The sequence below is a fragment of the Hymenobacter defluvii genome (genome assembly GCF_017589435.1).
Taxonomy (GTDB): Bacteria; Bacteroidota; Bacteroidia; order Cytophagales; family Hymenobacteraceae; genus Hymenobacter; species Hymenobacter profundi.
The window spans coordinates 68,889-93,875 of sequence record NZ_JAGETX010000007.1; the positions used below are offsets into that span (position 1 = coordinate 68,889).

The 24,987-nt window shown below is 57.2% G+C and carries 22 protein-coding genes; 13 read left to right on the top strand and 9 right to left on the bottom strand.

Translation table 11 applies throughout. The features are described from left to right. Positions 1-91 precede the first annotated feature (91 nt). From J4D97_RS13595 to ftsZ, 12 genes are all read left to right on the top strand, one after another. Positions 92-793: an FtsL-like putative cell division protein gene (locus J4D97_RS13595; protein ID WP_208308027.1), complete on the top strand. Its 702-nt coding sequence runs from the start codon at positions 92-94 to the stop codon at positions 791-793. Then, positions 790-3,069 (top strand): penicillin-binding protein, encoded by a 2,280-nt coding sequence (locus J4D97_RS13600; RefSeq protein ID WP_208308028.1) that lies wholly within the window; start codon positions 790-792, stop codon positions 3,067-3,069. Before J4D97_RS13595 ends, J4D97_RS13600 begins: the two co-directional genes overlap by 4 nt. 27 nt (positions 3,070-3,096) lie before the next feature. Continuing rightward, a complete protein-coding gene (locus tag J4D97_RS13605) occupies positions 3,097-4,569 on the top strand; it encodes a UDP-N-acetylmuramoyl-L-alanyl-D-glutamate--2,6-diaminopimelate ligase (RefSeq protein ID WP_208308029.1) in 1,473 nt (490 codons plus the stop codon). Next, positions 4,566-4,793 carry a hypothetical protein gene (locus J4D97_RS13610; protein WP_208308030.1) on the top strand — a complete coding sequence of 76 codons (228 nt, stop codon included), beginning with the start codon at positions 4,566-4,568 and terminating at the stop codon, positions 4,791-4,793. The genes J4D97_RS13605 and J4D97_RS13610 overlap by 4 nt, the downstream gene beginning before the upstream one ends. Positions 4,794-4,867: 74 nt before the next feature. After that, a complete protein-coding gene (mraY, locus tag J4D97_RS13615; protein ID WP_208308031.1) occupies positions 4,868-6,088 on the top strand; it encodes a phospho-N-acetylmuramoyl-pentapeptide-transferase in 1,221 nt (406 codons plus the stop codon). A 54-nt stretch (positions 6,089-6,142) separates the two neighbouring features. Further along, positions 6,143-7,498, top strand: coding sequence for a UDP-N-acetylmuramoyl-L-alanine--D-glutamate ligase (murD, locus tag J4D97_RS13620; protein WP_208308032.1), 1,356 nt, complete (start codon positions 6,143-6,145; stop codon positions 7,496-7,498). Between the two features lie 124 nt (positions 7,499-7,622). Continuing rightward, positions 7,623-8,801 carry an FtsW/RodA/SpoVE family cell cycle protein gene (locus J4D97_RS13625; protein ID WP_185282832.1) on the top strand — a complete coding sequence of 393 codons (1,179 nt, stop codon included), beginning with the start codon at positions 7,623-7,625 and terminating at the stop codon, positions 8,799-8,801. Between the two features lie 164 nt (positions 8,802-8,965). Beyond that, a complete protein-coding gene (gene murG / locus J4D97_RS13630) occupies positions 8,966-10,066 on the top strand; it encodes an undecaprenyldiphospho-muramoylpentapeptide beta-N-acetylglucosaminyltransferase (RefSeq protein ID WP_208308033.1) in 1,101 nt (366 codons plus the stop codon). Between the two features lie 12 nt (positions 10,067-10,078). After that, on the top strand, positions 10,079-11,530 hold the full coding sequence (gene murC / locus J4D97_RS13635; protein ID WP_208308034.1) for a UDP-N-acetylmuramate--L-alanine ligase: 1,452 nt from the start codon (positions 10,079-10,081) through the stop codon (positions 11,528-11,530). Further along, on the top strand, positions 11,514-12,278 hold the full coding sequence (locus J4D97_RS13640) for a cell division protein FtsQ/DivIB (protein WP_243900310.1): 765 nt from the start codon (positions 11,514-11,516) through the stop codon (positions 12,276-12,278). The genes murC and J4D97_RS13640 overlap by 17 nt, the downstream gene beginning before the upstream one ends. Before the next feature lie 94 nt (positions 12,279-12,372). Continuing rightward, entirely contained in the window at positions 12,373-13,755 is a 1,383-nt protein-coding gene (gene ftsA, locus J4D97_RS13645) for a cell division protein FtsA (RefSeq protein WP_208308035.1), read from the top strand. Positions 13,756-13,878: 123 nt separating this feature from the next. Further along, on the top strand, positions 13,879-15,402 hold the full coding sequence (ftsZ, locus tag J4D97_RS13650; RefSeq protein ID WP_208308036.1) for a cell division protein FtsZ: 1,524 nt from the start codon (positions 13,879-13,881) through the stop codon (positions 15,400-15,402). A gap of 100 nt (positions 15,403-15,502) precedes the next feature. Here ftsZ and J4D97_RS13655 read toward each other — a convergent pair whose 3' ends face one another. The 3 genes from J4D97_RS13655 to J4D97_RS13665 form a co-directional block, all read right to left on the bottom strand. Continuing rightward, entirely contained in the window at positions 15,503-16,879 is a 1,377-nt protein-coding gene (locus J4D97_RS13655; protein ID WP_208308037.1) for a GDSL-type esterase/lipase family protein, read from the bottom strand. 109 nt (positions 16,880-16,988) lie between these two features. Then, complete coding sequence (locus J4D97_RS13660) at positions 16,989-17,174, bottom strand: hypothetical protein (protein WP_208308038.1); 186 nt, start codon at positions 17,172-17,174, stop codon at positions 16,989-16,991. 50 nt (positions 17,175-17,224) lie between these two features. Beyond that, entirely contained in the window at positions 17,225-18,346 is a 1,122-nt protein-coding gene (locus tag J4D97_RS13665; RefSeq protein WP_208308039.1) for a cytochrome-c peroxidase, read from the bottom strand. A 152-nt stretch (positions 18,347-18,498) separates the two neighbouring features. Between J4D97_RS13665 and J4D97_RS13670 the strand changes: the two genes are divergently transcribed. Continuing rightward, positions 18,499-19,797, top strand: coding sequence for a voltage-gated chloride channel family protein (locus J4D97_RS13670; RefSeq protein ID WP_208308040.1), 1,299 nt, complete (start codon positions 18,499-18,501; stop codon positions 19,795-19,797). Between the two features lie 202 nt (positions 19,798-19,999). On the opposite strand, the gene J4D97_RS13675 is transcribed toward J4D97_RS13670, so the two are convergent. From J4D97_RS13675 to J4D97_RS13700, 6 genes are all read right to left on the bottom strand, one after another. Further along, the gene (locus J4D97_RS13675) at positions 20,000-20,992 is read right to left on the bottom strand and encodes a hypothetical protein (protein WP_208308041.1); all 993 of its coding nucleotides are present in this window, start codon (positions 20,990-20,992) and stop codon (positions 20,000-20,002) included. A 55-nt stretch (positions 20,993-21,047) separates the two neighbouring features. Next, the gene (locus J4D97_RS13680; RefSeq protein ID WP_208308042.1) at positions 21,048-22,121 is read right to left on the bottom strand and encodes a cytochrome-c peroxidase; all 1,074 of its coding nucleotides are present in this window, start codon (positions 22,119-22,121) and stop codon (positions 21,048-21,050) included. A 2-nt stretch (positions 22,122-22,123) separates the two neighbouring features. Next, positions 22,124-22,906, bottom strand: coding sequence for an MbnP family protein (locus tag J4D97_RS13685; protein WP_208308043.1), 783 nt, complete (start codon positions 22,904-22,906; stop codon positions 22,124-22,126). A 98-nt stretch (positions 22,907-23,004) separates the two neighbouring features. Further along, positions 23,005-23,385 carry a hypothetical protein gene (locus J4D97_RS13690; RefSeq protein WP_208308044.1) on the bottom strand — a complete coding sequence of 127 codons (381 nt, stop codon included), beginning with the start codon at positions 23,383-23,385 and terminating at the stop codon, positions 23,005-23,007. A 116-nt stretch (positions 23,386-23,501) separates the two neighbouring features. Then, the gene (locus J4D97_RS13695) at positions 23,502-24,029 is read right to left on the bottom strand and encodes an NADPH-dependent FMN reductase (RefSeq protein WP_185282845.1); all 528 of its coding nucleotides are present in this window, start codon (positions 24,027-24,029) and stop codon (positions 23,502-23,504) included. Between the two features lie 78 nt (positions 24,030-24,107). Next, positions 24,108-24,863 (bottom strand): succinate dehydrogenase/fumarate reductase iron-sulfur subunit, encoded by a 756-nt coding sequence (locus J4D97_RS13700; protein ID WP_185284202.1) that lies wholly within the window; start codon positions 24,861-24,863, stop codon positions 24,108-24,110. Between the last annotated feature and the right edge of the window lie 124 nt (positions 24,864-24,987).

The window sequence follows — 24,987 nt, forward strand, 5'->3', positions numbered from 1 at the left end:
TGAAATATTTGCTAATTGAATTATCAGCGCCAGCTAATAAATGCTCATGTATCCATTATTAATTTCTAATTCTTAATTATTAATTAAAAACATGGCCGTTAATACCGTCAGACCACCGCAAAAAACTCCACCCCGCGCCAATGTGCCGCGCGAGGTGGCAGCGCCCATGCCTGTGCCGGAGGTAGTACCCGAGCCTACCCACGTACCCGAGCCGGAGCCAAAGGAAGAGCCGGAGCCCTACCGCGCCCCGCGGCGGCCCCCTAGCACCTGGAGTGTATTTACGGTGGTTGACCGCATCATGCGCATGGATGGGCTGTTCCGCGAGGGGCTGCCGGTGCGCTACCTGCCGCATTTGCTGTTCGTGATGTTCCTAACGTTGCTCTACATCGGCAATACGCACTATGCCACGCGGATGAACCGCAATATTCAGAAGCTGAAACTGGAAACTGAGGACTTGCGCGCCGACTTTACAACGCTTTCCTCGGACTACATGGAGGCCAGCAAACAAAGCGAGGTAGCCCGCAAAGTAGCGGCCTATGGGCTGGTGGAAAGCTCCTCGCCGCCGTTCCGCATCAAGGTGCCCGCCGGCCGCTTGGACGAAGCTCAACTGGACCGCCTACCTGTTATCACAGCCGACTCCATGGCGGCGCGGGCCGTGGCTGACTCGTTGGCCCGCCTAGCCGCCGAGGAAGAGGCCGGGGCACTGCCACCTGACTCGGTGGCTGCGCCTGTCCGTGCGCCGCGCATGATTGAAGCCCCAAAAGCGCGCACTAAACCTGCGAAGAAGAAATGAAGGGAAACGTAAAAAAAGCCATAGTTACGCGGGTTCGCCTGGCCTTTCTGGGAGTTTGCCTATTCTCGGCAGCCATTGTCTGGAAGGTGTCGCGGATTCAGTCGGAAGAGGAGGGGGCCAAGTGGCGGGCGCTGGAGCAGGAGCGCCGGGTGGTATACCAGCCGGTATTTGCCACGCGGGGCACCATTTTGGCCGGTGACGGCAAGAGCATTATGGCTACCTCGCTACCCTTCTACCGGGTAGCCTGGGACCCAAGCGTGGTCGACAAAGATGTGCTGCGCGCCAAGGCCGATTCGTTGGGGCTGCTGCTTTCGCGCTTTTTTGGGGATAAGTCGGCGCAGGAATATGCCCGCAAGCTCAAGAACGCCCGCAACGCCTCGCCTGTGGTGCGCTATATTCGGTTGAACTCGCGGCAGATCAATTTTCAGGAGAAAAAACAGCTGGCTACGTGGCCGATTTTCCGGCTAGGTAAGAACAAGGGCGGGGTTATTTTCGAGAAGGTCGACAAGCGTTTTCGGCCGTTTGGCGGACTGGCCCAGCGCACTATTGGCTTCCTGAACGAAGACAAAAACGGCGCGGGTCTAGAGTTTACCTACAACCGCAGCCTAGCTGGCAAAGACGGCGAGGCTTTGTTCGAGCGCCTACCCGGTGGCAACAAGCCTATCTACGATGGCTCGGAGGTGAAGGCCCAAGCTGGCTACGATATCAGGACTACCCTCGATATCAACTTGCAGGACGTAGCCGAAAATGCACTGTATAAGTCGTTGGTAGACAACGATGCGCAATATGGTTGCGTGGTGCTGATGGAAGTGAAAACCGGCGAAATCAAGGCCATTGCCAACCTGGGCAAGATTGGCGAAGGCGTGTATACCGAGAATTATAACTACGCCATTGCCGACCAGGGCCGCACCGAGCCGGGCTCTACTTTCAAGTTGGCTTCCATGATGGCCTTGTTTGAGGACGACCCCGACATTGAGCTGACCGACACCGTGAACACCGGCACCTCGGGCTCTATGAAGATTGCCGGCGCCATCAAAACCGACACCCACCCCAACGGCCGCGTGACCATTCAGAAGGCCATTGAGCAGTCGTCGAACATTGGGGTAGCCAAGCTCATCAACGACCATTTCTCGGCTAACCCTGAGAAGTATACCGACCATCTCAAGAGCTTCGGGCTGGACAAGCCGCTAGGCTTCCAGATGGCGGGCGAGGCACGGCCTTATGTGAAGGACCCCAACGACCGGAGCTGGAGCCGCACCTCGCTCTCTACCATGAGCATCGGCTATGAGCTGAAGCTGGCCCCGTTGCAAACGCTGGCGTTCTACAACGCCATTGCCAACGACGGCGTGAAAATTGAGCCCATCATTGTAAAGGAAATCAAGCAGGCCGATAAGGTGCTAGAGAGCTTCGATGCGCGGGTGCTGAACCCCCGCATCTGTTCGGAAAAAACGGTTGCCAAGTTGCAATCTATGCTGAAGGGGGTAGTGCTGAACGGCTCGGCCCGCGGCATCAAAACCGATGATTATAGCATTGCTGGTAAAACCGGCACCGCCTGGAAATTCAAGAACGGCCACTATACCCGCATGTACTCCACCAGCTTCTGCGGCTATTTCCCCGCCGACAAGCCCAAGTATAGCTGCATTGTGGTGATTGACTCGCCTCGCCGCGGCCGCATCTACGGTGGCACGGTGGCCGCGCCAGTGTTTCGGGAGGTAGCCGACAAGGCCATGGCCCGCGATGCGGCCAGCCAGCGGCCCTTGCTGGCACGAGGTAGCGGCCCCCGCTCACGGGTACCTTACGTGCGCGCTGGCATGCAGGATGAGCTGCAACTGGTATGCGAGAAACTCTCCATCAGCATGGACGCGCCGCAGGCGGTAGCCGAGGACTGGGTGCGTGTGACGCCAGCCCGCGACTCGGCCAAGCTGGCCGTGGTGGCCCAGCCTGTGTCGCGCGACCATGTGCCCAACGTGCAGGGCATGACACTGCGAGATGCCCTATTTTTGCTGGAAAACCGGGGGCTGCGCGTGAAAACCGTAGGTACGGGCCGTGTGCAACGCCAGTCGCTGGCTGCGGGTAGCGCCCTGAAACGGGGTACTACCGTAGTACTGGAACTGGCGCCCATTGGCCGCCAGATGGTGCCGGTGCTGCTACCCTCGGTGGCCAGCGAACCTAAGCCGGCCGTGACCTACCCCGCCGAGCCAACCAAAAAACGGTCGGCGCCGTCGTCCATCACGCAGCAAACGCCCCGCCGCCCCGAAACCAAACCCAAAGCTTAACCGGCGCCTGCCGCGTCGTTTCTTCTCTTGACAACACATTCTCTTTCTGCGCTGCTCACCGGCATTCCGGTACTCGACCAACAGGGCCCTACCGAGGTAGAGGTGCAAGGCCTTACCCTCGACTCGCGTAAGGCTGGGCCGGGCATGGTGTTCTTTGCCCTGCGCGGGGTGGCGGCCGATGGCCACCAGTTCATTCCGAAAGCCGTGGAGCAAGGCGCTGCTGTGGTGGTGTGCGAAACCCTACCCGACGAGCAAGCCGATGCCGTGAGCTACGTGCTGGTGCCCGACAGTGCCGCCGCCATGGCTCTGATGGCAGCCACCTTCTACGACCATCCGTCGCAAAAACTGCGCTTAGTGGGCGTAACCGGCACCAACGGCAAAACGACCTGCGCTACCCTGCTGCACAAGCTGTTCCGGGAGTTGGGCTACCACGTGGGCCTGCTGAGCACGGTGCAGAACCAGATTGACGAGGAGGTGATTCCGGCCACGCACACCACGCCCGACGCCATCCGGTTGAACGAGCTGCTGGCGCGCATGGCGCGGGCCGGCTGCGCCTACGTGTTTATGGAAGTCAGTTCGCACGCTGTGGTGCAGCACCGCATTACGGGCCTGCACTTCGCGGGCGGTATCTTCACCAATCTCACCCACGACCACCTCGACTACCACGGCACCTTCGACGCCTACCTCAAGGCCAAGAAAGGCTTCTTCGATAAACTCCCTAAAACCGCTTTCGCCCTCACCAACGCCGACGACAAGCGCGGCCCGGTGATGCTGCAAAACACCGTGGCCCGGCGTGAGTCGTATGGGCTGCGGGGGGTAGGCACGTTTCGGGGCAAGCTGCTCGAAAATGCTGTGCACGGCTTGCACTTGGAGGTAGACGGCCGTGAGGTGCAGTTTCGCCTTATCGGCGTGTTCAACGCCTACAATCTGCTGGCCGTGTATGGCGCGGCCACGCTGTTGGGCGAAGACGCTGATGCGGTGCTGACCATTCTCTCCGGCTTGCTGTCGGCGCCGGGGCGGTTTGAGCCAGTAGTGTCGGCGCAGACGCGTGTGACCGGCATCGTGGACTATGCCCACACGCCCGACGCGCTGGAAAACGTGCTTGATACCATTGCCGACATCCGCCAGCCGCGGCAGCAAGTGATTACGGTGGTAGGCTGCGGTGGCAACCGCGACGCGGCCAAGCGCCCGATTATGGCTAAATTGGCCTGCCAGGGCTCCGAGCGTGTAATCTTAACCGCCGATAATCCGCGTTTCGAAGACCCCAACGATATTTTGCACCAGATGCAGGCCGGCGTAGCGCCAGCCGATATGGGAAAGGTGCTGACCATTGCCGACCGGCGCGAGGCCATTAAAACGGCCGTGGCGCTGGCCCAACCCGGTGATATTGTGCTGGTAGCGGGCAAAGGCCACGAAACCTACCAGGAAATTAAGGGAGTGCGTACGCCTTTCGACGACAAGCAAGTGCTGCGTGAGATGTTTGAGCTGTTGGCAAAATGAAGAAGAACCCAAGCCGTCCTGCTACCCCCACGCTGTGGATGAAGCAAACCGAGAAAAATGACACGTCGCCTCGCTTCGTTAGTCCAGCGCTGTCGACTACGCTGATTCGGGCCGATGCCTTAGTGCAGCAGCTGCGCGCCGTGCACACCACCTACCACGATGCCCTAGCTGGCCCGTGGACCGTGACCAGCACTAATCAAATTCCGAACAAACGCAATACCTGACGCCTCGTCAAAAAGCTGAACATTTGCAGTTTGAAAGACCTTCAACTGTCCTTTTTTGCTGATTTCCTGCGCTCATGCTCTACCACCTCTTCACGTATTTATACAAAACCTATCACCTACCGGGCGCGGGGGTATTCCAATACACCACATTTCGGGCGGCCATGGCCGTTATCACTTCCCTGCTGATTGCCCAGGTATTTGGGGGGCGTCTCATTCGCGTGTTGCAGCGCCGCCAGATTGGCGAAGGCATCCGCGACCTAGGGTTGCAGGGGCAAATGGAGAAGAAAGGCACGCCTACTATGGGCGGTCTGATTATTCTGCTAGCCATCTTGGTGCCGGTGCTGCTATTCGCCCGCCTCGATAATATTTACATCATTCTGATGCTGTTGAGCACGGTGTGGCTAGGGCTGATTGGCTTCCTCGACGACTATATTAAGGTAGTAAAGAAGGATAAGGAAGGCCTAGCAGGCCGCTTCAAGGTGCTGGGTCAGGTAGGGCTGGGCATCACGGTGGGCTGGGTGCTGTTCTTCTCCAACGACGTGACCGTGCGCCAGTACCTGCTGCCCGATGGCCAGCTCTCGGCCGTAGACGCCAGCCAGGTATACCAGGATGTGAAGCTGATGATTACTACCATCCCCTTCGCTAAAAACAACGAGCTGAACTATGGCAATCTGTTCAGCTACGCTGGGCCGTATTTCAATGGTCTCTACGCCTTTCTCTACATTCCCATCGTCATCGTCATCATCACGGCCGTGAGCAACGGCGCCAACATCACCGACGGCCTCGATGGGCTGGCGGCGGGTACTTCGGCCATCATCGGGACTACCATTGCCATCTTCGCTTTTGTGAGTGGTAACTCAGTACTGGCTGACTATCTGGATATTATGTATATCCCGAATTCCGGAGAGCTGGTTATTTTCTGTACTGCATTTGTGGGGGCGTGCGTGGGCTTTCTGTGGTACAACTCCTACCCCGCGCAGGTGTTCATGGGCGACACTGGCTCGCTGGCCATTGGCGGCATCATTGCAGTGCTGGCCCTCATCATCCGTAAGGAGTTGCTGATTCCCGTACTGTGTGGGGTGTTTTTGATTGAAAACCTGTCGGTGATTGTACAGGTGAGCTACTTCAAATACACCCGCAAAAAGTACGGCGAGGGGAGGCGCCTGCTGCGCATGTCGCCGCTGCACCACCACTACCAGAAACTGGGCTACCACGAATCCAAAATCGTGTCGCGGTTCTGGATTGTGGGCATTATGCTGGCCGTCTTGACGCTGGTAACGCTGAAACTACGCTAATGACAGGTTTCTCGCAGGGCACAATCTTCGCGATAAACCTCAACAGAATAACGCATGAACATCGTCATTTTAGGAGCTGCGGAAAGTGGGGTAGGGGCGGCGCTGTTAGCGCACGCTAAAGGCCACACCGTATTTGTATCCGACAAAAGCCCGATTCAACCACGTTACAAGGAAAAGCTGACGGCGGCTGGTATCGAATTTGAGGAAAATCAGCACACTGAAGCCCGAATTCTGGCTGCCGATGAGGTAGTAAAAAGCCCTGGTATTCCGGAAAAGGCCCCCATCGTGCAGGCATTGCGGGCACAGAATACGCCTATTATCTCCGAGATTGAACTAGCTGGGCGCTATACCAAAGCGAAGTGCATCTGCATCACGGGCACCAACGGCAAAACCACTACCACCCTGCTCACCTACCACCTGCTGAAAGAGGCTGGCCTGAAGGTAGGCCTGGCCGGAAACGTAGGTTACTCCCTGGCCGAGCAGGTAATCGACGATCAGCACGACTACTACGTGGTGGAGCTAAGTAGCTTCCAGCTCGACGACACACACGATTTTCAGCCTTGGGTGTCGGTGCTGCTCAACATCACGCCCGACCACCTCGACCGCTATGACTACTCGATGGAAAAATACGCCGAGTCCAAGCTGCGCATCATGCGCCGGCAGGACAGCAACGGCTATTTCATCTACAACGCCGACGACGAGAACATCCAGCGCAACTTTAAGGGGGCCTTTCGGCCGGTGCGACAGCTACCGTTCAGCCTGCACCACCGCCCCGATTTTCACTTGGCGGGCTACTACGAAGAAGAAAGCCTGTTACGCCTAGATTTATTGCCCGGTTTTTATAGCGAAACTGAGGAAATCAGCACTGCCAACTCGCCGCTGATTGGGAAGCACAACCGCCAGAACATCCTGGCAGCTGTGCTCTGCGCCCGCGTGGCGGGGGTAGGGAAAGAGCAGATAGAAAGTGCTCTGGCTACTTTCCGCAACGCTGACCATCGCCTGCAACCCGTGGGCGAAATCAACGGCGCTACCTTCATCAACGACTCCAAAGCCACCAATGTGGAAGCCGCCTGGTACGCCCTGGATGGCATTACCAAACCCATCATCTGGATTGCGGGGGGCACCGATAAGGGCAACGATTACACCTCGTTGCTGCCCCTGGCGCAGGAACGCGTGAAGGCGCTCATTTGCCTGGGGGCAGACAACGAAAAGCTACGCACTGCCTTCACCGGCGTGGTGCCCTACCTCGTCGAGACCCAAAGCATGACCGATGCCGTGGAGCGTGCCGCCACCCTGGCCCGCCCCGGCGACGTAGTGTTGCTTTCACCCGCCTGCGCCTCCTTCGACCTCTTTAAGAACTATGAGGACCGGGGTAGGCAATTTGCGGCGGCAGTGCAGGAAATGGTGTAATTGTGAGCGGGTGAGCATGATGTCCAGTTTGTGAAACATGTAGCTCTCTATCCATTACATAAGTACCATCTCAAACAAGCCACGCCAGCAGAACGACAAACCCACTATCTCACAATTTCACTCCATGGAACCCATTAAAAACTGGCTGCAACGCAACCTCAAGGGCGACCCGGTCCTGTGGGGTATCGTGATTTTGTTTTCGCTGATCAGTATTGCGGTGGTGTACTCGGCTACGGGTACGCTGGCCTACAAGAAGATGGGCGGCAACACCGAGTACTTCCTGTTCAAGCACACCGGGCTGATTCTGGTGGGCTTGTTCTTCATGTGGCTGGCCCACCGCATCGACTACCGCTATTACTCGCGGTTGTCGCTGTATGCACTATTGATTTCGGTGCCGTTGCTGCTCTTCACGTTCTTTTTCGGTGGCACTACCCTCAACGACGCCTCGCGCTGGCTGACCATCCCGGTTATCAACCAAACCTTTCAGCCCTCCGACTTAGCCAAACTGGCCCTCATTGCTCACTTGGCCAGTATGCTCAGCCGCCGTCAGCAGCACGTGCAGGACTTCAAAACCACGCTGCTACCTGTTATGCTGTGGGTAGGGTTGATTTGCGGCATCATCATTATGAGTAACGCTTCTACGGCGCTGCTGCTATTTATCACTTGTTTGCTGCTGATGTTTATTGGTCGGGTGCCACTGAAGCAGATGGCCGTGATGGTAGCCATTGGCTTGGTAGTAGGTGGGGTAGGACTGGCCTCGGGGCAGCGCTATAAAACGGTAATGAGTCGCGTATCAAGTTTCACGGATAAATCAAAGCCGGTGCCGTTTCAGCTGGAGCACAGCTACATAGCTATTGCGACGGGTGGCGTCACGGGCAAAGGCCCCGGCAAGAGCACTGAGCGCAACATCCTACCGCACCCGTATTCCGACTTCATTTACGCTGTAATTATTGAGGAATATGGCATGGTAGGAGGTGCCTTCGTGCTGTTTCTCTACCTCGCTTTTCTCTATCGAGGGCTGAAAACCGTGATGAACAGCGCCGGCGCCTTTGGGGGGTTGCTTTCGGCGGGCCTCAGCTTTAGTCTGGTCTTGCAGGCGATGGTAAATATGGGCGTGGCCGTAGGCCTGGGTCCGATTACGGGCTTACCCCTGCCGTTGTTGAGTATGGGCGGTACCTCGCTCATTTTCACTGGTATCAGCATCGGTATTATCCTGGCCGTGAGTAGGGGCGAGCGGGAGGTACGCCCCATGGTGGGCGAGCCTGCCGATACCGCCCGGATTCCGCGGGTAGCAATGGGGTAGGGGCGGCTTGCAGCCGCCCATCTCCAGAAAGTCAACGAAACAGAACGTCATTCCGAGCTGGTCGAGGAATCTCGCTTGATAGTAATTATTACCTGCCATCAGCACGCGAGATTCCTCGACCAGCTCGGAATGACATTCGATGAAGCTAATAGCTTAAGCACAATATGAAAGTAATCATCAGCGGCGGCGGTACAGGTGGGCACATCTTCCCGGCCGTGGCCATTGCCAACGAACTGCGCCGCCGCCACCCCAGCGCGGAAATTCTCTTTGTGGGCGCTAACGGCCGCATGGAGATGACGCGCGTGCCCGAGGCCGGCTACCGCATTGTGGGCCTCGACGTGACGGGCTTACAACGCCGCCTAACGCCTCAGAATCTCATGTTTCCGGTGCGCGTGTTCCGGTCGGTGCGCAAGGCAGGTCGGCTACTCGAAGAGTTTCAACCCGATGCGGTGGTGGGGGTAGGGGGCTACGCCTCGGCACCGGTGCTGCTGGCCGCCACCTCGCGCGGAATTCCGTCCCTCATTCAGGAGCAGAATTCCTACGCGGGCCTCGTGAATAAGCTGCTGGCCCGCCGCGTCGACCGCATTTGCGTGGCCTACGAGGGTATGGAGAAATTCTTCCCGGCCGATAAGCTGGTGCTCACGGGCAACCCCGTACGCGCCGAAATTGCCAGTGGCAACCGCGCCGAAGCGTTGGCTTTCTTTGGGCTGGATGCTAGTCGACCAGTTTTACTGGTAGTCGGGGGGAGCTTGGGTGCTCGCACCCTCAACGAGGCCACGGTCGCCGCGCTACCGCGTCTTCAGCAAGGAGGTGTGCAACTGTTGTGGCAAACCGGCAAAACCTACTATCCCCAGGCTGCCCCGGCCGCTGCGCCCTACGAGGCGAAAGGGCTGCACGCGCTGGAGTTCATCCAGCGTATGGATTTGGCTTACGCTGCCGCCGATGTAGTAGTGAGCCGGGCTGGGGCGCTATCGGTATCGGAACTATGCCTCACAGGCAAACCGAGCATTCTGGTGCCCTCGCCCAACGTGGCCGAAGACCATCAAACCAAAAACGCCATGGCCCTGGTGCAGCGCAACGCCGCCCTACTGGTAACGGACACGCAAGCTGCCGCCCGTCTCTACGATGAAGCGCTGGCTCTGCTGCACCAACCTGAGCGCCGTCAGCAACTCGCTACTAATGCCTTGGCGCTGGCGCGCCCTGCTGCCACCAACACGATTGTAGACGAGCTAGAGAAGCTGATGCAGCCGAATTTTAATTCTTAACGATTCAACTACTTGCAACCTTACGTCTATTTTCTGGGCATTGGCGGCATTGGAATGTCGGCGCTGGCGCGGTGGTTTCAGGCCAACGGTCATCAGGTGAGCGGCTACGACAAAACCGCTACTCCCCTCACCGAGGCACTCACCGCCGAAGGCATTGCCATTCACTATGCCGATGCGGTGGAGAACATTCCGGCGGTAGTGCGCGACAACCGCGAGCAAACGCTAGTGGTTCTCACACCGGCCATCCCGAAAGACCACCAGGAATGGGCATGGCTGCGGGAGAATGGCTATGATATCCGCAAGCGCAGCCAGGTGCTGGGCGTGCTTACCGAAGGTCGCCCTACTCTAGCCGTAGCTGGCACCCACGGCAAAACCACTACCAGCAGTATGCTGGCGCACTTGCTGCACCACGCTGGCCTACCGGTAGGAGCGTTTCTGGGCGGCATCAGCGTCAACCTCGGTTCCAACCTGCTGTTGCCTGAAGGAATTAAAAATAATGGTGTAGAAATTTCTGGGGAAGAGCCAACAGCTAAAATAGTAGTAGAGGCCGACGAGTACGATCGGTCCTTCCTGACCTTACACCCCGACGTTGCTATCATCACTAGTACCGATGCCGACCACCTCGACATTTACGGCGACAAGGATGCGCTGGTGGAGTCGTTTCGGCAGTTTGCGGGGCAGATAAAGCCCGGTGGCACGCTGCTGCTCAACCATACCGCCGATGCCAGCGTGGCTGATGCGGTGGGGCCGGAGGTGCGCGTCATCCGCTATGGGCTCACAAAAAGCGAAGGGCCAGAATTATATTCCTCGGCCATTACGGCGGAGGGGCATCAGTTTCATTTCGACCTACATAGCGTAGCGGGTAGCGTAATGGGTTTGCAATTATCAGTGCCCGGATACCACAATGTGGAAAACATGTTGGCCGCTGCTTGCGTAGCGCAGTTGCAAGGCGTCAATTCTGACTCGTTGAAAACGGGTGTGGCGGCGTACCGGGGCGTAAAGCGGCGGTTCGAGTTCATCGTAACGGCCACTTCGGGCACTGGGCCAAAAGTGTATGTGGACGATTATGCCCACCACCCACGCGAAATCGACGCCTTTCTGCGTTCCTTACGAGCGCTCTACCCCGGCAAACGGCTGCGGGTGGTGTTTCAACCCCATTTGTTCACCCGTACCCGCGACTTTCTTGCGGGCTTCGCCGACAGCTTAAGTCTGGCCGACGAGGTGGTGCTACTCGATATCTATCCGGCGCGGGAGCTACCCCTGCCCGGTATCACATCGGCGCTGCTCCTGGATCTGATAACGGCCCCCGTAAAGTCGTTGCAGACGAAAGAGCAGGTGCTGGCTGCCGCCCAAACCGATGATTCATTCGACGTGCTGGCAACAGTTGGCGCCGGCGACATCGACCAACTGGTGCCGCGCTTGCGGACTATTTTAGATAACAAGTGGAATGGAGCTGAAGCGTAAAGCCAATAATCTACTGTTTGCCACTGGCTGCCTCGTGCTGCTGGTTGGGCTACTGGTGTTTGCTGGCATCCGGCAGGCGCATCGTCCTGTGGGACAAGTCATTGTTAAAATTAGTAATGAGTTCAATAACTACTTCATTAGCGAACGGGAAGTGACGCAACTGCTGACCAGAAACGGCCGGGACCGGCTGGAGGGTAGCGCCCCCGAGGCCCTGAACCTGCGGGCGCTGGAAGGGCGCCTAAAGGCGCACAGCTTCGTGAAGGATGCGCAGGTTTACCGCGACCTGTCGGGCAACCTGCATGCTGATGTGCGCCAGAGCCGCCCCATTGCCCGCCTCACGCACTCGGATACCCGCCAGGACTCCTACCTCGATTCTGATGGCCGGCAACTGCCGCTCTCACCGCTCTTCACGGCCCGCGTGGTGCCCGTGGCCCGGCAGGGCGGGGCACCGTTGCAGGCTGGTTTCTTTCAGGATTCGGTTGGCCGTCACTATTTGGAGCTACTGCGCTACATAGATGAGCATCCTTTTTGGCGGGCTCAAGTAGCGGAAGTTTTTATTGACCCAAATGGTAAGGTTGCCCTTACCCAACAGGTAGGTGACCAGCGCATAGAATTTGGTTTTCCGAAGAATATATCGGAAAAATTTGCGAAACTAATGGTATTTTACCGCCAAATTCCGCCCGCCCTGGGCTGGAATACCTACCACCGCGTTAACGTGGAGTTCAAAGATCAAATCATCTGCGAATAGCCATACTCTTTTAAAAACGCCTGAAATACGCGTTTTTTGCGTCATATTCCTTAGCTTACCTAGCTGCAACACCCTACCTACACGCCTCCGCCTCATGCAAAACGATAAAATTGTCGTCGGTCTCGACATTGGAACCACCAAAATCTGTGCGCTGGTAGGGCGCAAGAATGAATTCGGTAAGCTCGAAATTTTGGGCATGGGGAAAGCTGTGTCGGAAGGTGTTGTGCGGGGTATCGTGTCGAACATCGACAAGACGGTGGACGCCATTAAGCGCGCCATCCGGCAGGCGGAGGAGCAATCCGGTATCAATATCGGCGTAGTGAACGTGGGTATTGCAGGCCAGCACATCAAGAGCTTGCAACACAACGGCAGCATCACGCGCGCCTCTACCGACAGCGAAATCACGGTGGAAGACGTGAACCGGCTGACCAACGATATGTACCGGCTGGTAACCCCGCCCGGCTCCGAAATCATCCACGTAATGCCCCAGGACTACAAGGTGGATTACGAGGAAGGTATTATGGATCCGGTGGGGATGTCGGGTGTGCGTTTGGAGGGTAATTTTCACATTATCACGGCCCAAAGCACGGCCATCAACAACATCAACAAGTGCGTAACCAAGGCTGGGCTGGAGATTGATAGCCTGATCCTGGAGCCGCTGTCTTCGTCGATGTCGGTGCTGTCGGATGAGGAGAAAGAGGCCGGCGTGGCCCTAATCGACATTGGCGGCGGTACCACGGACTTGGCTATTTTCAAGGACGGCATCATCCGCCACGCGGCAGTGCTACCCTTCGGCGGCAATATCCTGACCAGCGACATCAAGCAGGGCTGCGCCGTGATGCAAAATCAGGCGGAGCAACTGAAGGTGAAGTTCGGTAAAGCCATTGCTGAGGAAGCTTCCGAGTACGAAATCGTGAGCATTCCGGGCCTGCGCGACCGGGCTCCCAAGGAGATTTCCCTTAAAAACCTGGCCTACATTATTGAGGCTCGGATGGAGGAAATCGTGGAGCTGGTGTATGCCGAAATTCAGCGTACCGGCCACGCCGATAAACTGGCCGCTGGCATTGTACTGACGGGTGGTGGCTCGCAGTTGCAAAACCTGGTGCAACTCACGGAGTACGTGACCGGCATGGATACGCGCATTGGCTACCCCAATGAGCACCTGGGTAAGAGCAAGATCGAGGCGGTGAAGTCACCGATGTATGCTACTACGGTAGGGCTAGTGCTGGCCGGCTACCGTCCCCTCGACGAGCGTGTCAACCAGAGCATCTACGAAGAGGAGCAGCCGCAGACCTACTACCAGCCGCAAGCTCCTGAGCCACGCTACACGCCGCCAACGCCCGTAGCGCAACAACCTGCTCCTGCACCGGAGCCGGAAAAGCCCAAGAAGCCTTCGGGCGCTAGTAAGTTCTTCCAGGACATTATTAGTCGCACCAAAGGTCTGCTCATCGACGATTTTGACGATAAGCAGTACTAACCATTTAATTAATAATTGAGAATTAATAATTAAGGATTGTGCTTTTGCAACTAGGCCGTCAGGCACGCAGCACGTATACTTCCCAATTATTAATTCTTAATTCTTAATTATTAATTAAACCCCATGAATTTCACCTTCGATATACCAGCGCAAAACACGTCCATCATTAAGGTGATTGGCGTGGGTGGAGGCGGCTCCAACGCCGTGAACCACATGTTCAATCAGGGCATTAAGGACGTTGAGTTTGTAATCTGCAACACCGACAAGCAGGCCCTAGCCTCCTCGACGGTGCCTAACCGCCTGCAAATCGGTCTGGACCTGACCGAGGGCCTGGGTGCGGGCGCGAACCCCGAGCGGGGAAAGCAGGCCGCCATCGAGAGCAAAGAGCAAATCCGGGAGCTGCTGAGCCACGGCACCAAAATGGTGTTCATTACGGCCGGTATGGGTGGTGGTACCGGTACCGGTGCTGCTCCGGTTATTGCCCGCGTGGCCAAAGAGTTGGACATTCTTACGGTAGGCATCGTGACAGCTCCCTTCATGTTTGAAGGCAAAAAGAAGCGTCAGCAAGCTGAGCAGGGCATTAAGGAGCTGAGCGAGAACTGCGACACGGTGCTGGTGATTCTCAACGACAAACTTCGCGAGATTTACGGCAACCTACCCATCCGCTCGGCCTTTGCTAAGGCTGATAACGTGCTGAGCACGGCTGCCAAGTCCATAGCCGAAATCATTACGGTGACGGCCGACGTGAACGTGGACTTTGAAGACGTGAAAACGGTGATGAAGGATTCGGGCGCCGCCGTAATGGGTAGTTCCATCACGGATGGCGAAAACCGCGCCCGCCGCGCTGCGGAAGAGGCCCTGGCTTCGCCGCTGCTCAACAACACCGACATTCACGGCGCCCAGCGCATTCTGCTCAGCATCATGTCGGGTGACCAGGCAGAGCTGGAAATGGACGAGCTGACCGAAATTACGGAGTGCATCCAAGACAAAGCGGGCCAGAACGCTGAGGTGATTTTCGGCCACGGTATTGATTCTACCCTGGGCCAGAGCATTCGGGTGACAGTAATTGCTACCGGCTTTGCCCGCGAGGCGCACACTATCACCGACAGCATGGTGAGCAAGGAGACGCCTAGCACACCGGAAACGGCCGCACCAGCTGCTCCTGCTGAGCCGCGTTCCGATAATTCGATTGTGCCTTCGTTTGGCGCGCCGGCCCCAGCGCCCGCTCCAATTCCAGCGGCCCCGGTTACTCCTGAGCCTCCTAAGGTTACCTTTGACCTGGAAACGTCGCCGTATACCTACGAGCCACCCGTTAATCCGTCGCCGACGCCTAACCCGGAGCCGGTGCTGCAACCCCAGCCGCAGCAGTATCAGCAGCAGCCTGTGCACGCTACGCCCTACCAGCCTTCGGCCCGACCTGTTCATGATGCCCGCGCCGAGGAGCGCCGCCGCCGCTTGCAGGGCCTGAGCAATGGCCTCACCAACGAAGCCATCAAAGACCAGCTGGAAACACCAGCCTACCTTCGCCGCCAAGTGAAGCTGGAAAACGTGACGCCTTCCAGCGAGCAGAACATCAGCCGTTTCAACCTCTCGGATGATAACGAGCTGTTAGGCGATAACCGCTTCCTGCACGACAACGTGGATTAAAAACAAGAAAGCCTTAGAAAGACATCGGCCCGCTGAAGTAACTTCAGCGGGCCGATGTCTTTCTAAGGCTAATCAGCATAAGCTAATTATAGCTTCCGCTTTACTTACGACGCTCGGTAGAGGTAGGGGGAGTAGCAGGCTGCGGTGTTACCGAGCGGGTAGGGGAGGCGGGTCGCTTCGTTTTCTGCATCTTCTGCGCGGCAGAAACCACATGCAACGTATTTAGGCTCTGAGCCAGGTTTTGTAGCGAGTCGGTAGTGGCTTGACGGCCGTTGAGGGGGGCGTAGAGTTCTAGGCTGGACTTGAGCAGCGAATCGGCAGCGACTGCCAAAATTTCATCCTGGTTCATGCCAGAGCGGTAGAAAAACCAGTCGCGTAGCTGCACCCGGCGCGGGGCAGTAGCGCCGCCCAAGTCGAGTTGGGTAGGGCGCAGGCGCTCCGCCACGCTACCTTCCTGGGTGCTATCAACATAGAGTTGGGTAGCCCCGCGCGCGTAGTAGTGCGTAAGGGCTAACTGGTGCCAATGATTGTCTGCCACGGGTACTTTGCCGGTGATGCGCTGTCCTTTAGCAGAGTTGTAGGAAACCACGCCGCCCGGTGCTACCTGTAGCGTGCCTACTGCAAGGCCGGCACTGTCGCGGATGGCCAGTAGTTGGCCTGCGGTGCCGGTTTTGAAGCGGATAATGGTGGTGAAAGGGTGCACCACATCCTCGGGCACCAAACGGATGGTAGGCGCCGGCCGACTGGCGGTGTTGGTAAGCTTGATGCCCATACTGGTGCGGCGCGTGGGCTGCGGCTTGCCCGCATGCAGAGCATCAAAGAGCGAGGGGACGATAGTATGCGCCATTTCCACATGGCCCCGGTCGTTGGGGTGTAGCCCGTCGAACCAGTAGCCCGTGGTCCAGCGGCCCTGCCCATCGTCGACAGCACCGAGCAGATTAATACTGGGCACATTCCACCCCTGAATCAGCAAGTTCATGCGGCGCGTGAAATCGTACTGATCGGGGCCGTAGTCATTGCGCGTGTAGCCGTTGGTGATGATGGGTACCATGCCAAGCGCCCGCGCCCGGTTGATAAGCGTGACCAGATTGGTCTTGAACTGCTCAAAAATTGGCTGGCCCTTTTCCTTTATACCCTCGTTGCCAAGCGCCAGCGCAAATACTACATACTTAGCGTGCTGCGGCAGCAAATCAGCATCGAAGCGCTTCATCACGGCAATAGTGTTATTGCCGGAGATGCTGATATTGGCCGTTTTCCAAGGTAGCCCTACCTCAGCTGCGGCTCGTTGCGCCAGCAAATCAGAATAAAGCGCCGTGTAGCCGTGTTGATTGGTAGCTCCTACACCTGCTGGTACGGAAGAACCCATATAAACCAGCTTCAGCGAATCTAAAGTAGTAGGGGTAGCAGGCTGCGACTGAGCAAAGGCGGGGCTATGCGATAAGCCGGCCAGTAAGGACAGGAATAGTAATCGGGACATAGAAAGGGTAGGAGCAGAAAGTAGCGGAGTGTGCTAACGCAACGTATTGGCACACAGAAGCCAGTGAATATTCCGCCGTTGTAGCAACACTACTTGCGGCCACACCACGCTACGACTTAGGCGGGGTTTCCTTTTCAGGTTGCGCAGGTTCGGCAATTTCCCGGTCGGGGGTGAGCGTGCGTGGGGCGCGAGTGGGCCGGGTGGCCGGTGAGTGTGGCTCCCGCGCTGTGGTGAAGCAGCCCATCAACAGGAAGAGCCCCGGCAGGAGCAGCACGTAGGCAAACCAGCGTTTCATGTGTGCAAAGTACACAATTTGCCCGCAAGCAACCGGTTATTGCTTGCCAATCAGGGAGTAAACGGATTAGCGAAGCGCTTGTCCTGCACAAACGTCGTGTCAGTCAGGGTTTTTAAGAAGGCTACGAGTTGCCGTTTTTGGGTAGCCGAAAGGCTGAGCTGACTGCCAAATGGCACGTTGGTAGCGTCCAGCATATTGGGGTCGAGGTTGGGACTCTGGCGCTGCACATGGTCGCTGTAATGGTCCACCACTTCCTCTAGGGTAGCAAAACGGCCATCGTGCATGTAGGGGGCCGTGAGGGCAATGTTGCGCAGGGTGGGTGCCCGAAACTTGCCGTTGTCAAAGGATTGTCCGGTGGCTTGGCCGCGGCCGTTGTCTGCAAAGCTGAGGTCGAGGCCGTTGTTGAAAAAGTCTCGGGCCGTGAACAGCGTACCGCCGTGGCAGTGAAAGCAGTTGGCCCCCGCAATACCATGGCTGGGCTCGGGGTGGTTGTTGAACAGCATCAGGCCCTGCACCTCATCCGGCGTCAGCACCGACCGGTTGCCCGCGTAGTAGCGGTCGTAGCGCGAATTGGCCGAAATCAGTGTACGCTCAAATTGCGCCAGCGCCTTCAATGTGTTTTCCTCCGTAATGGTTTTTGAGCCAAACGCCTTCAGGAACAGGGGAGGGTAGAGGTCGGTTTGCTGAAGCTTGGCTACGCCCGCGGCCAGCGACTGGTGCAGCTCTACCTCGTTCTCAATGGGGATGCGGGCCTGCGTTTCGAGGGTCGTGGCGGCGCCGTCCCAGTTGAGGGTAGTCTCCCACAACAGGTTGGTTAGCGACATGGCGCCGCGCGGGTGTTGACGCCCGTCTACGCCCAGCGCCCGCGCCCGGCCGTCGGTGAAGGCCTTGCTCTGCTGGTGGCACGAGCCGCACGATAGAGTATTGTTGCGCGAAAGGCGCGTTTCGTAGAACAACATCCGACCCAGCGCTACGCCTTCGTTGGTGAGTGGGTTATCGGTTGGGATGGTAGGGCTCTGCGGAAAAGTAGCTGGCAGCGTAAGCGTGTACAGGGTAGGCGCTACTATGGGGTCCTCTTCCTCATCCATCGTGCCCTTCGGACTGCACGCCACCGCTAATACCAGCATAGCGAGCCAGAAGCGCGCACGCACAAAACGGAGCAGAAGAGCCATCGGCAGGGTAGAAAAGGTCATGCAGTAAGCAAGATACAAGCTAAGGTCGCAACGTTGCGCGTTGGACAAATGGTTCTCGCTCCTTATCGCCGAGCAATAGGGTGCCATTAGCATAACGCCTACCCCTGGCAATTGCGTATTTTGAGCGCACTATGCGCTACTTTCCGTTGGTTTTTCTGAGTGAATACCGTTCGCAGGTATTTTTTCTGCTACGCTGGCTGCTATTGAGTACGCTTATCGGACTGCTGGCCGGCACTGCCTCAGCGGGGTTTCTGGCGGCGCTGGCCTGGGCTACCGACTGGCGCGAGCTACACCCCTGGATTATCTGGTGGCTGCCAGCGGGCGGCCTACTCATCGGCCTGATGTATCATTACCTGGCGGGTAGGGCTGAAAAAGGCAACAATCTGATTCTGGACGAAATCCACCAGCCCCAGGATACGTTGCCCCTGCGCATGGTGCCGCTGGTACTCCTGGGCACGGTACTCACGCACCTGTTTGGCGGCTCAGCGGGCCGCGAGGGCACGGCCGTGCAAATGGGTGGCACCCTCGCCGACCAGCTTATGCGCCCCCTACATCTGCATCGGCGCGAGCGGAAGCTGCTGCTCATTGCGGGCGTCAGTGCGGGCTTTGCGTCTATCTTCGGCACGCCGCTGGCCGGGGCGGTTTTCGGGCTGGAAGTGTTTCTGATTGGTCGCCTGCGTTACGATGCCATCCTGCCCAGCTTCCTGGCCGCCATCAGCGCCGATTACGTGACGCGCTGGTGGGGTTTGTATCTTCCTGATATACATGGCCTAGGCCACACGCACTATCCCCACATGGTAGCGCCTACGGCCAGTGTGCTAGGCTTGCTGAGTGCGGCTGTGGCAGGTATGGCCTTTGGGCTGGCAGGTAGGGCGTTTGCCTCGGCTACTCATCTGGTGAGTGGCTTCTACAGAAAGCTGATTGCCTACCCACCCCTGCGCCCGGTAGTAGGCGGAGCCGTGGTGGCATTGCTGGTGTGGGCACTGGGTACCACGCGCTACATTGGGCTAGGCGTGCCCGTAATAGTGGAGTCGTTCAGCGTGCAGCTACCGGCGTATGCGTTTGCGCTCAAGATTTTGCTCACGGCGCTCACACTTGGTGCCAGCTTCAAGGGGGGCGAGGTGACGCCGTTGTTTTTTGTGGGCGCTACCCTGGGCAACGCTTTGGCGCTGCTGCTGCCGTTGCCGTTGCCGCTGCTGGCGGGCATGGGTTTCGTGGCGGTTTTCGCGGGGGCGGCCAACACGCCATTGGCTTGCACGCTCATGGGACTGGAGTTATTCGGGGCCGAAGGTGGGCTGTATATTGGCCTGGCCTGCGTAGTTAGCTACCTGTTCTCAGGTCACCAAGGCATCTACAGTGCCCAGATAGTAGGCGAAAGCAAGCACGGACTTTGGAGTAGGCAAACCGGCAAGCACCTGCGGGAATTATAGGGAAATGATGGAGTGGTGAGTTTGTAAAGTGGTGAGATGGTCAGTGAAAAAGCGCCTGTCATCCTGAGCTTGAAGGATCTTCTCACGTCAGCACGATGCTCGTACCAACGACTCGTTCAACTAGCATAAGATCCTTCGCAAGTTCAGGATGACAGACGCTTTTTCACTGACCACTTCACCACTTTACAAACTCACCATTCCATCATTTCACCAAATACTTCGTCTGCTTGAGACTATACCCAACAGCCAGTACGATGCGGCCGGCGCTGGCGGGGTGGTCGGTGGGGGCGGTGTAGACGGGGAGCTGCACGCTGGTATTCAAAGAGAAGTTCTTGTAGTACACATCAAGACCAGGGCCGAGCAGGGCGTCGTTCATCTCGTGCTCGTGCGTGAGCTGACCGTCCAACATTTCGCCCTTGGTGCGCTCGTAGTAGAACTGCGCCGAAGGATAGACCTGCCAGTTAGGCCCCAAGGGTAGGCGATAGAACAGGGTAGCAAAGTTGGTAGCGCTGGGCGCGATGCTGTTTTGGAAGCTGTTGCGCGTAGTGCGTCGGTAGCTGGCATTCACACTCAGCCCAAAGCTGTGCAAACTGCCGATGTAGTTGGCGTACACAAACCCATCCGTAGTGCCGGTGCCTACTTGGTTCAGCATGGCGTAGCGCTGGCCGTCGGCGTTGGTGCGGCGGTAGTCGCCGGTAGGAAGCTTCACACCGCCGCCCACAATTAAACGACTCTGAATACCCAGCGTTTCAATGTTGCGGATGAGATGGTAGCCCGCAAAAACCGTTATGTCGCCCACGCCGGCTACGTTTAGCTGCTGGCCGTTGCTCTGGGTGGTATTCATCACGTAGGGCACAAAGGCGTTCAGCTCCAGCCGCTTGGCTAGAAAATATTTGCCGCGTAGCTCTACTACGCGGTAGGCTTCGTAATCGGTTGGGTCACCTTGGTGGCTGTGCTTGTAGCCTGTGTCGGAGTTTGGGTTCGATGGAAAAAAGGGCTGCACACCTGCCGGGAAAAGTCGGTGCTGCTGCCCGAGTAGCTGGTAGCCATTGAACACGCGGTAGCGGTGCATGATGGAGAAGCCGCTTTGGTTGTCGTAGGGCGTGATGCCCATAAAGCAACCGCAAATATCGCAGGCCCAGGCAGGCGCGGCTAGCAATAGAAAAGCCAGGGTAGGCAGTACTATTTTCTTCATAAGAAAAAGCAAAAAAGAGATGAGAAGCGGCTAGCCGTGCGGCTGCCGCAGGCGCTTACTGTCGCTCGGCCAGGCGGCGGTCCTGCAAAAACTCCGTGTCAGTCAACGTCTCCAGAAACGCCAGCAAATCGGCTTGTTCTTGGGCTGTGAGCGGAATACCCAACTGTCTATTGGGGCGGCGCAGCATCGGGTCGAGGGTAGGAGAGACCTGCACGCCGTGGTTGTAGTGGGCTAATACCTCCGCCAGGGTAGCAAAGCGGCCATCGTGCATGTAGGGTGCGGTCTTGGTCACGTTGCGCAGGGAAGGCACCTTAAACAGACCCCGATCCTGCGTTACGTTGGTAATGTGTGCCCTACCCGAGTCGGCCGAAAACTCCCGGTCCAGACCGTTGTTGCGGTAGGTCTCATCGGTAAATAAATCGGTGCTGTGGCAGGGCGTGCATTTCTGCGCGAGCAGCGCACGGCCGCGCAGCTCCGGCTCGCTCAGCTGCCCGCCAGCTTCGCCGCGCACGTGGTGGTCGTAGCGCGAGTTAGCCGAGGTCAGCGCGGCCGTGAACTGCGCCAGCGCCCGCAGAAACTGGTACGAATCGATGGGCGACTTGCCATAGATTTTCGCAAACCGGCGCTGATAGTCGGCATCGGCATTGAGCTTTTTGAGCACATTGTCGAGCGTCTCGTCCATCTCCACGGGGTTGGTGAGTGGGGCCAGTGGCATGGTTTCGAGATTTTTGGCCCCGCCATCCCACAACAGCTCCCGGCGCCACCGCAGGTTTTGGAGCGCCGGCGCATTGCGCGGCCCCAGCAAGCCATCCACGCCATGACTCACGCGGTGGTCGGCGTGGGCAAAAGCGACAAACTGCTGATGGCACGAGCCGCACGACACGTCTCCGGTGCGCGACAGGCGCGGGTCGTAAAACAGCGTGCGGCCCAACTCAAACGTCGCCCGGTCGGGTGGGTTGGTTTCGAGCGCGTAGGCGGGGATAGGAAAATTGCTGGGGAGCGTATCGCCCGCTACGGCCTGTTGCTTTAGGATGTCCGCGTCGGGTTGGCAACCGGCCACCAGCAGCCCCGCCAGCCCCATGAATAGGGTTAGCGAGGCTGTTAGAGTCCGCGAAATGGATACGCTCACTGCTAGTTAGCGTGAATGTGCTCCACAGAGAACATGCCTGCCGCGTAGTTGTTGGCTACCTGCACGGCGTTGCTGCCCGGCATGTGCGCGCCCATAAAGGTGCTCAATTGAATGGGTTGCGGGCCATTCAGCACTTTCAGAACATCTGCTTTTAAGTGTAGCTCGGGACTGTGGTCGGCGCGCACCAGCAGGTTACTGCTCGGAAACGTCAGCTTCACGGTGCGCACGGCGTTGTACGGTTTGGTGAAACCACCTACGTGCATCAAAAAGGCTTTGGCAGGGTAGGAGCTGGAAGCCAATAAGTTGCCTTCCATCTTAAAGAAAATGTAGCCCGTGTTCCAACTCCAGAACATGTTATTGTTCACATCCAAAGCGCCGGTTTGGGCCCCGGCCGTGTTGCGGGCACTATCCACGCCAACCACAAACGAAATGCCGGTATAGTCGCCGGTGGGTATGTCCTTGAGGTGTAAGTGCTTCGATTCAGCATCTGACTGCTGCACCAAATAGTAGCTTTCGGGCTGTGCGTATTCCGTACCGTCGGCTTTTTGCAGCTTAACGTTGGAAACGTAGTAGTTGAATCGGGAGATAGTGAATTGCTCGTTGCTAACTGGATTGGTGTAAGTAGTGGTACTAAGCGCCAACGCCTGGCTGCCTACTACGTGCTCCATTTCGATATCCAGCGTGCCCACGGCAGGTTGAGCGTCTTTTTCTTTATCGTCGCAGCCAGCCAGAGAAAATAGGATAGCCACAGCGGCTACCCAAAAGGTAGGTAGGGAAAATTTCATCGGTAAACTTCTGAAAAGCAAATAGATAATCGAGCGCGCTTCTTGTAAGAAACGCGCTATAGGACGCTTGCCGTATGGCAACACGTCTTATTCGAAAACTAAGCCCAGAAGCTTGGAGGATGGAAAATGCCGTGTTCCGGCGAAAATGTGTAGTGCACAGCGCGTAGCGGTGCAAACTGCTGCACTACGACAGGATAGAAAGCCTGTTGGGCAGCGTACACACGTAGCAAGGGTAGGGCCTCAAACTTAAGCTTGACCTTAGCCCCATTAGGCGCTTTGCTTTCCTCGTCGGCAGCTTTGCGGAGTTGTTTGGCCAAATGGCACTTGCCGTTGCAATGCAACTGCGGCCGGGCCTTGTTCACGCAGAATAACTCCGTAATCCGCTCTTTGTGTAGCTGATAATCCACCACCCGCAACTCCTGACTGAAAGTCTGAAGTAGCACCAAGGCAGTGAGAAAAACAGCAAACCAGCGAGTCATACAGGCAAGTGCGGCAGCAAAAACGTTCGTAAAGGTAGACACATCACGGCAAAACCAAAGGAGAATGAGTGTATCTACCTTGTTGTACGAAGTGACACCGGCGACCAGATTGCTTCTCAGAGAGCTAGGAATTGAGCCGCTTGCTCGCGTAGCAACTGCATATATAGCTCATGGCTAAGCGTACCATCCTGCGTAAGGTATTGGTCAATAAAGGGTAGGCGCACGCGGGTAGGAAGCACCACTGTGCCCAGATACATCAAAATATCCGTAAGGTGGCAGAGTGCCAGCGCCCCGCCTTGCGCACCAGTACCCAGCCCCACCACCGCAGCCTTCTTGCCGCGAATGCCGCCGGGGTAGGGTAGACCATCGATAAAACCCTTCAGCGCCCCAGGCAGCGACGCATTGTATTCAGGTACGATAAACACCAGCTTCTCAGCCGCAGCCGCTTTTGCGGCCAACTGGTTGAAACCAGCGTGCTGGCCGGTATTCGCGTATAGGGCCGTTTCGATAAAATCGGCTGGCAGTTCTACCAAATCCAACAGTTGGTAGTCTGCCCCCAAATCGGCCAGCAACTGGCCATATAAGTCGGCTACCAGCCGGGCGCGGGAGTTAGGCCGATTGGTGCCTGCGATAATGGTAATCATGCGCGTAAAGAAACTAGGGAAAACAAAAAGGCGAAGTGGAACTCCACTTCGCCTTTCCATATAGTACAACCGCGCTGCCTACGATAGGTTATTCGAGGTAGCCTTGGCGGCCAAAAATTCGCGGTTCAGGATAGCAATGTTCTCCAGCGAAATGCCCACTGGGCACTCTGCGGCGCACGAGCCAATGTTGGTGCAGGCACCAAAACCTTCCTTGTCCATCTGCGCTACCATGTTTTCCACGCGTGACTTACGCTCCACGTGGCCCTGGGGCAACAATGCCAACTGCGACACCTTAGCCGATACGAACAGCATGGCCGAAGCATTTTTGCAGGCTGCTACGCACGCGCCGCAACCGATACAGGTAGCCGCCTCGAACGCCCGGTCCGAAATTTCTTTCGGAATGGGAATTTCGTTGGCGTCGGGGGTACCACCCGTGTTGATGCTGATATAACCGCCAGCCTGAATAATGCGGTCAAAAGCCGAGCGATCTACGCTCAGGTCTTTGTTTACAGGGAAAGAGTTAGCACGCCAGGGCTCAATGGTGATGGTATCACCGTCGCTGAACTTGCGCATGTGAAGCTGGCAGGTAGTGGTGCCCTTCTCTGGTCCGTGCGCCCGCCCATTGATGAACAGGTTGCACGATCCGCAAATGCCCTCACGGCAGTCGTGATCGAAAGCCACCGGCTCTTCCCCTCTATGCAGAAGGTCTTCATTGAGCACGTCCAGCATCTCCAGAAACGACATATCCGGCGAAATATCCTTCACCTGATAGTCCACTATCTTACCCTCCGAGTTACGATTTTTTTGCCGCCACACTTTTAGGGTGAGGTTCATCGGCTTGGCGTTGGGGTTACTTCCGGCCATTTTATTTTTTGGCTATTAGCTGTTAGCTGATGGCTGTTAGCTTTTGTGGACTGTGAAACTACCAGCATATCGCTAATAGCTAACAGCTAGTGGC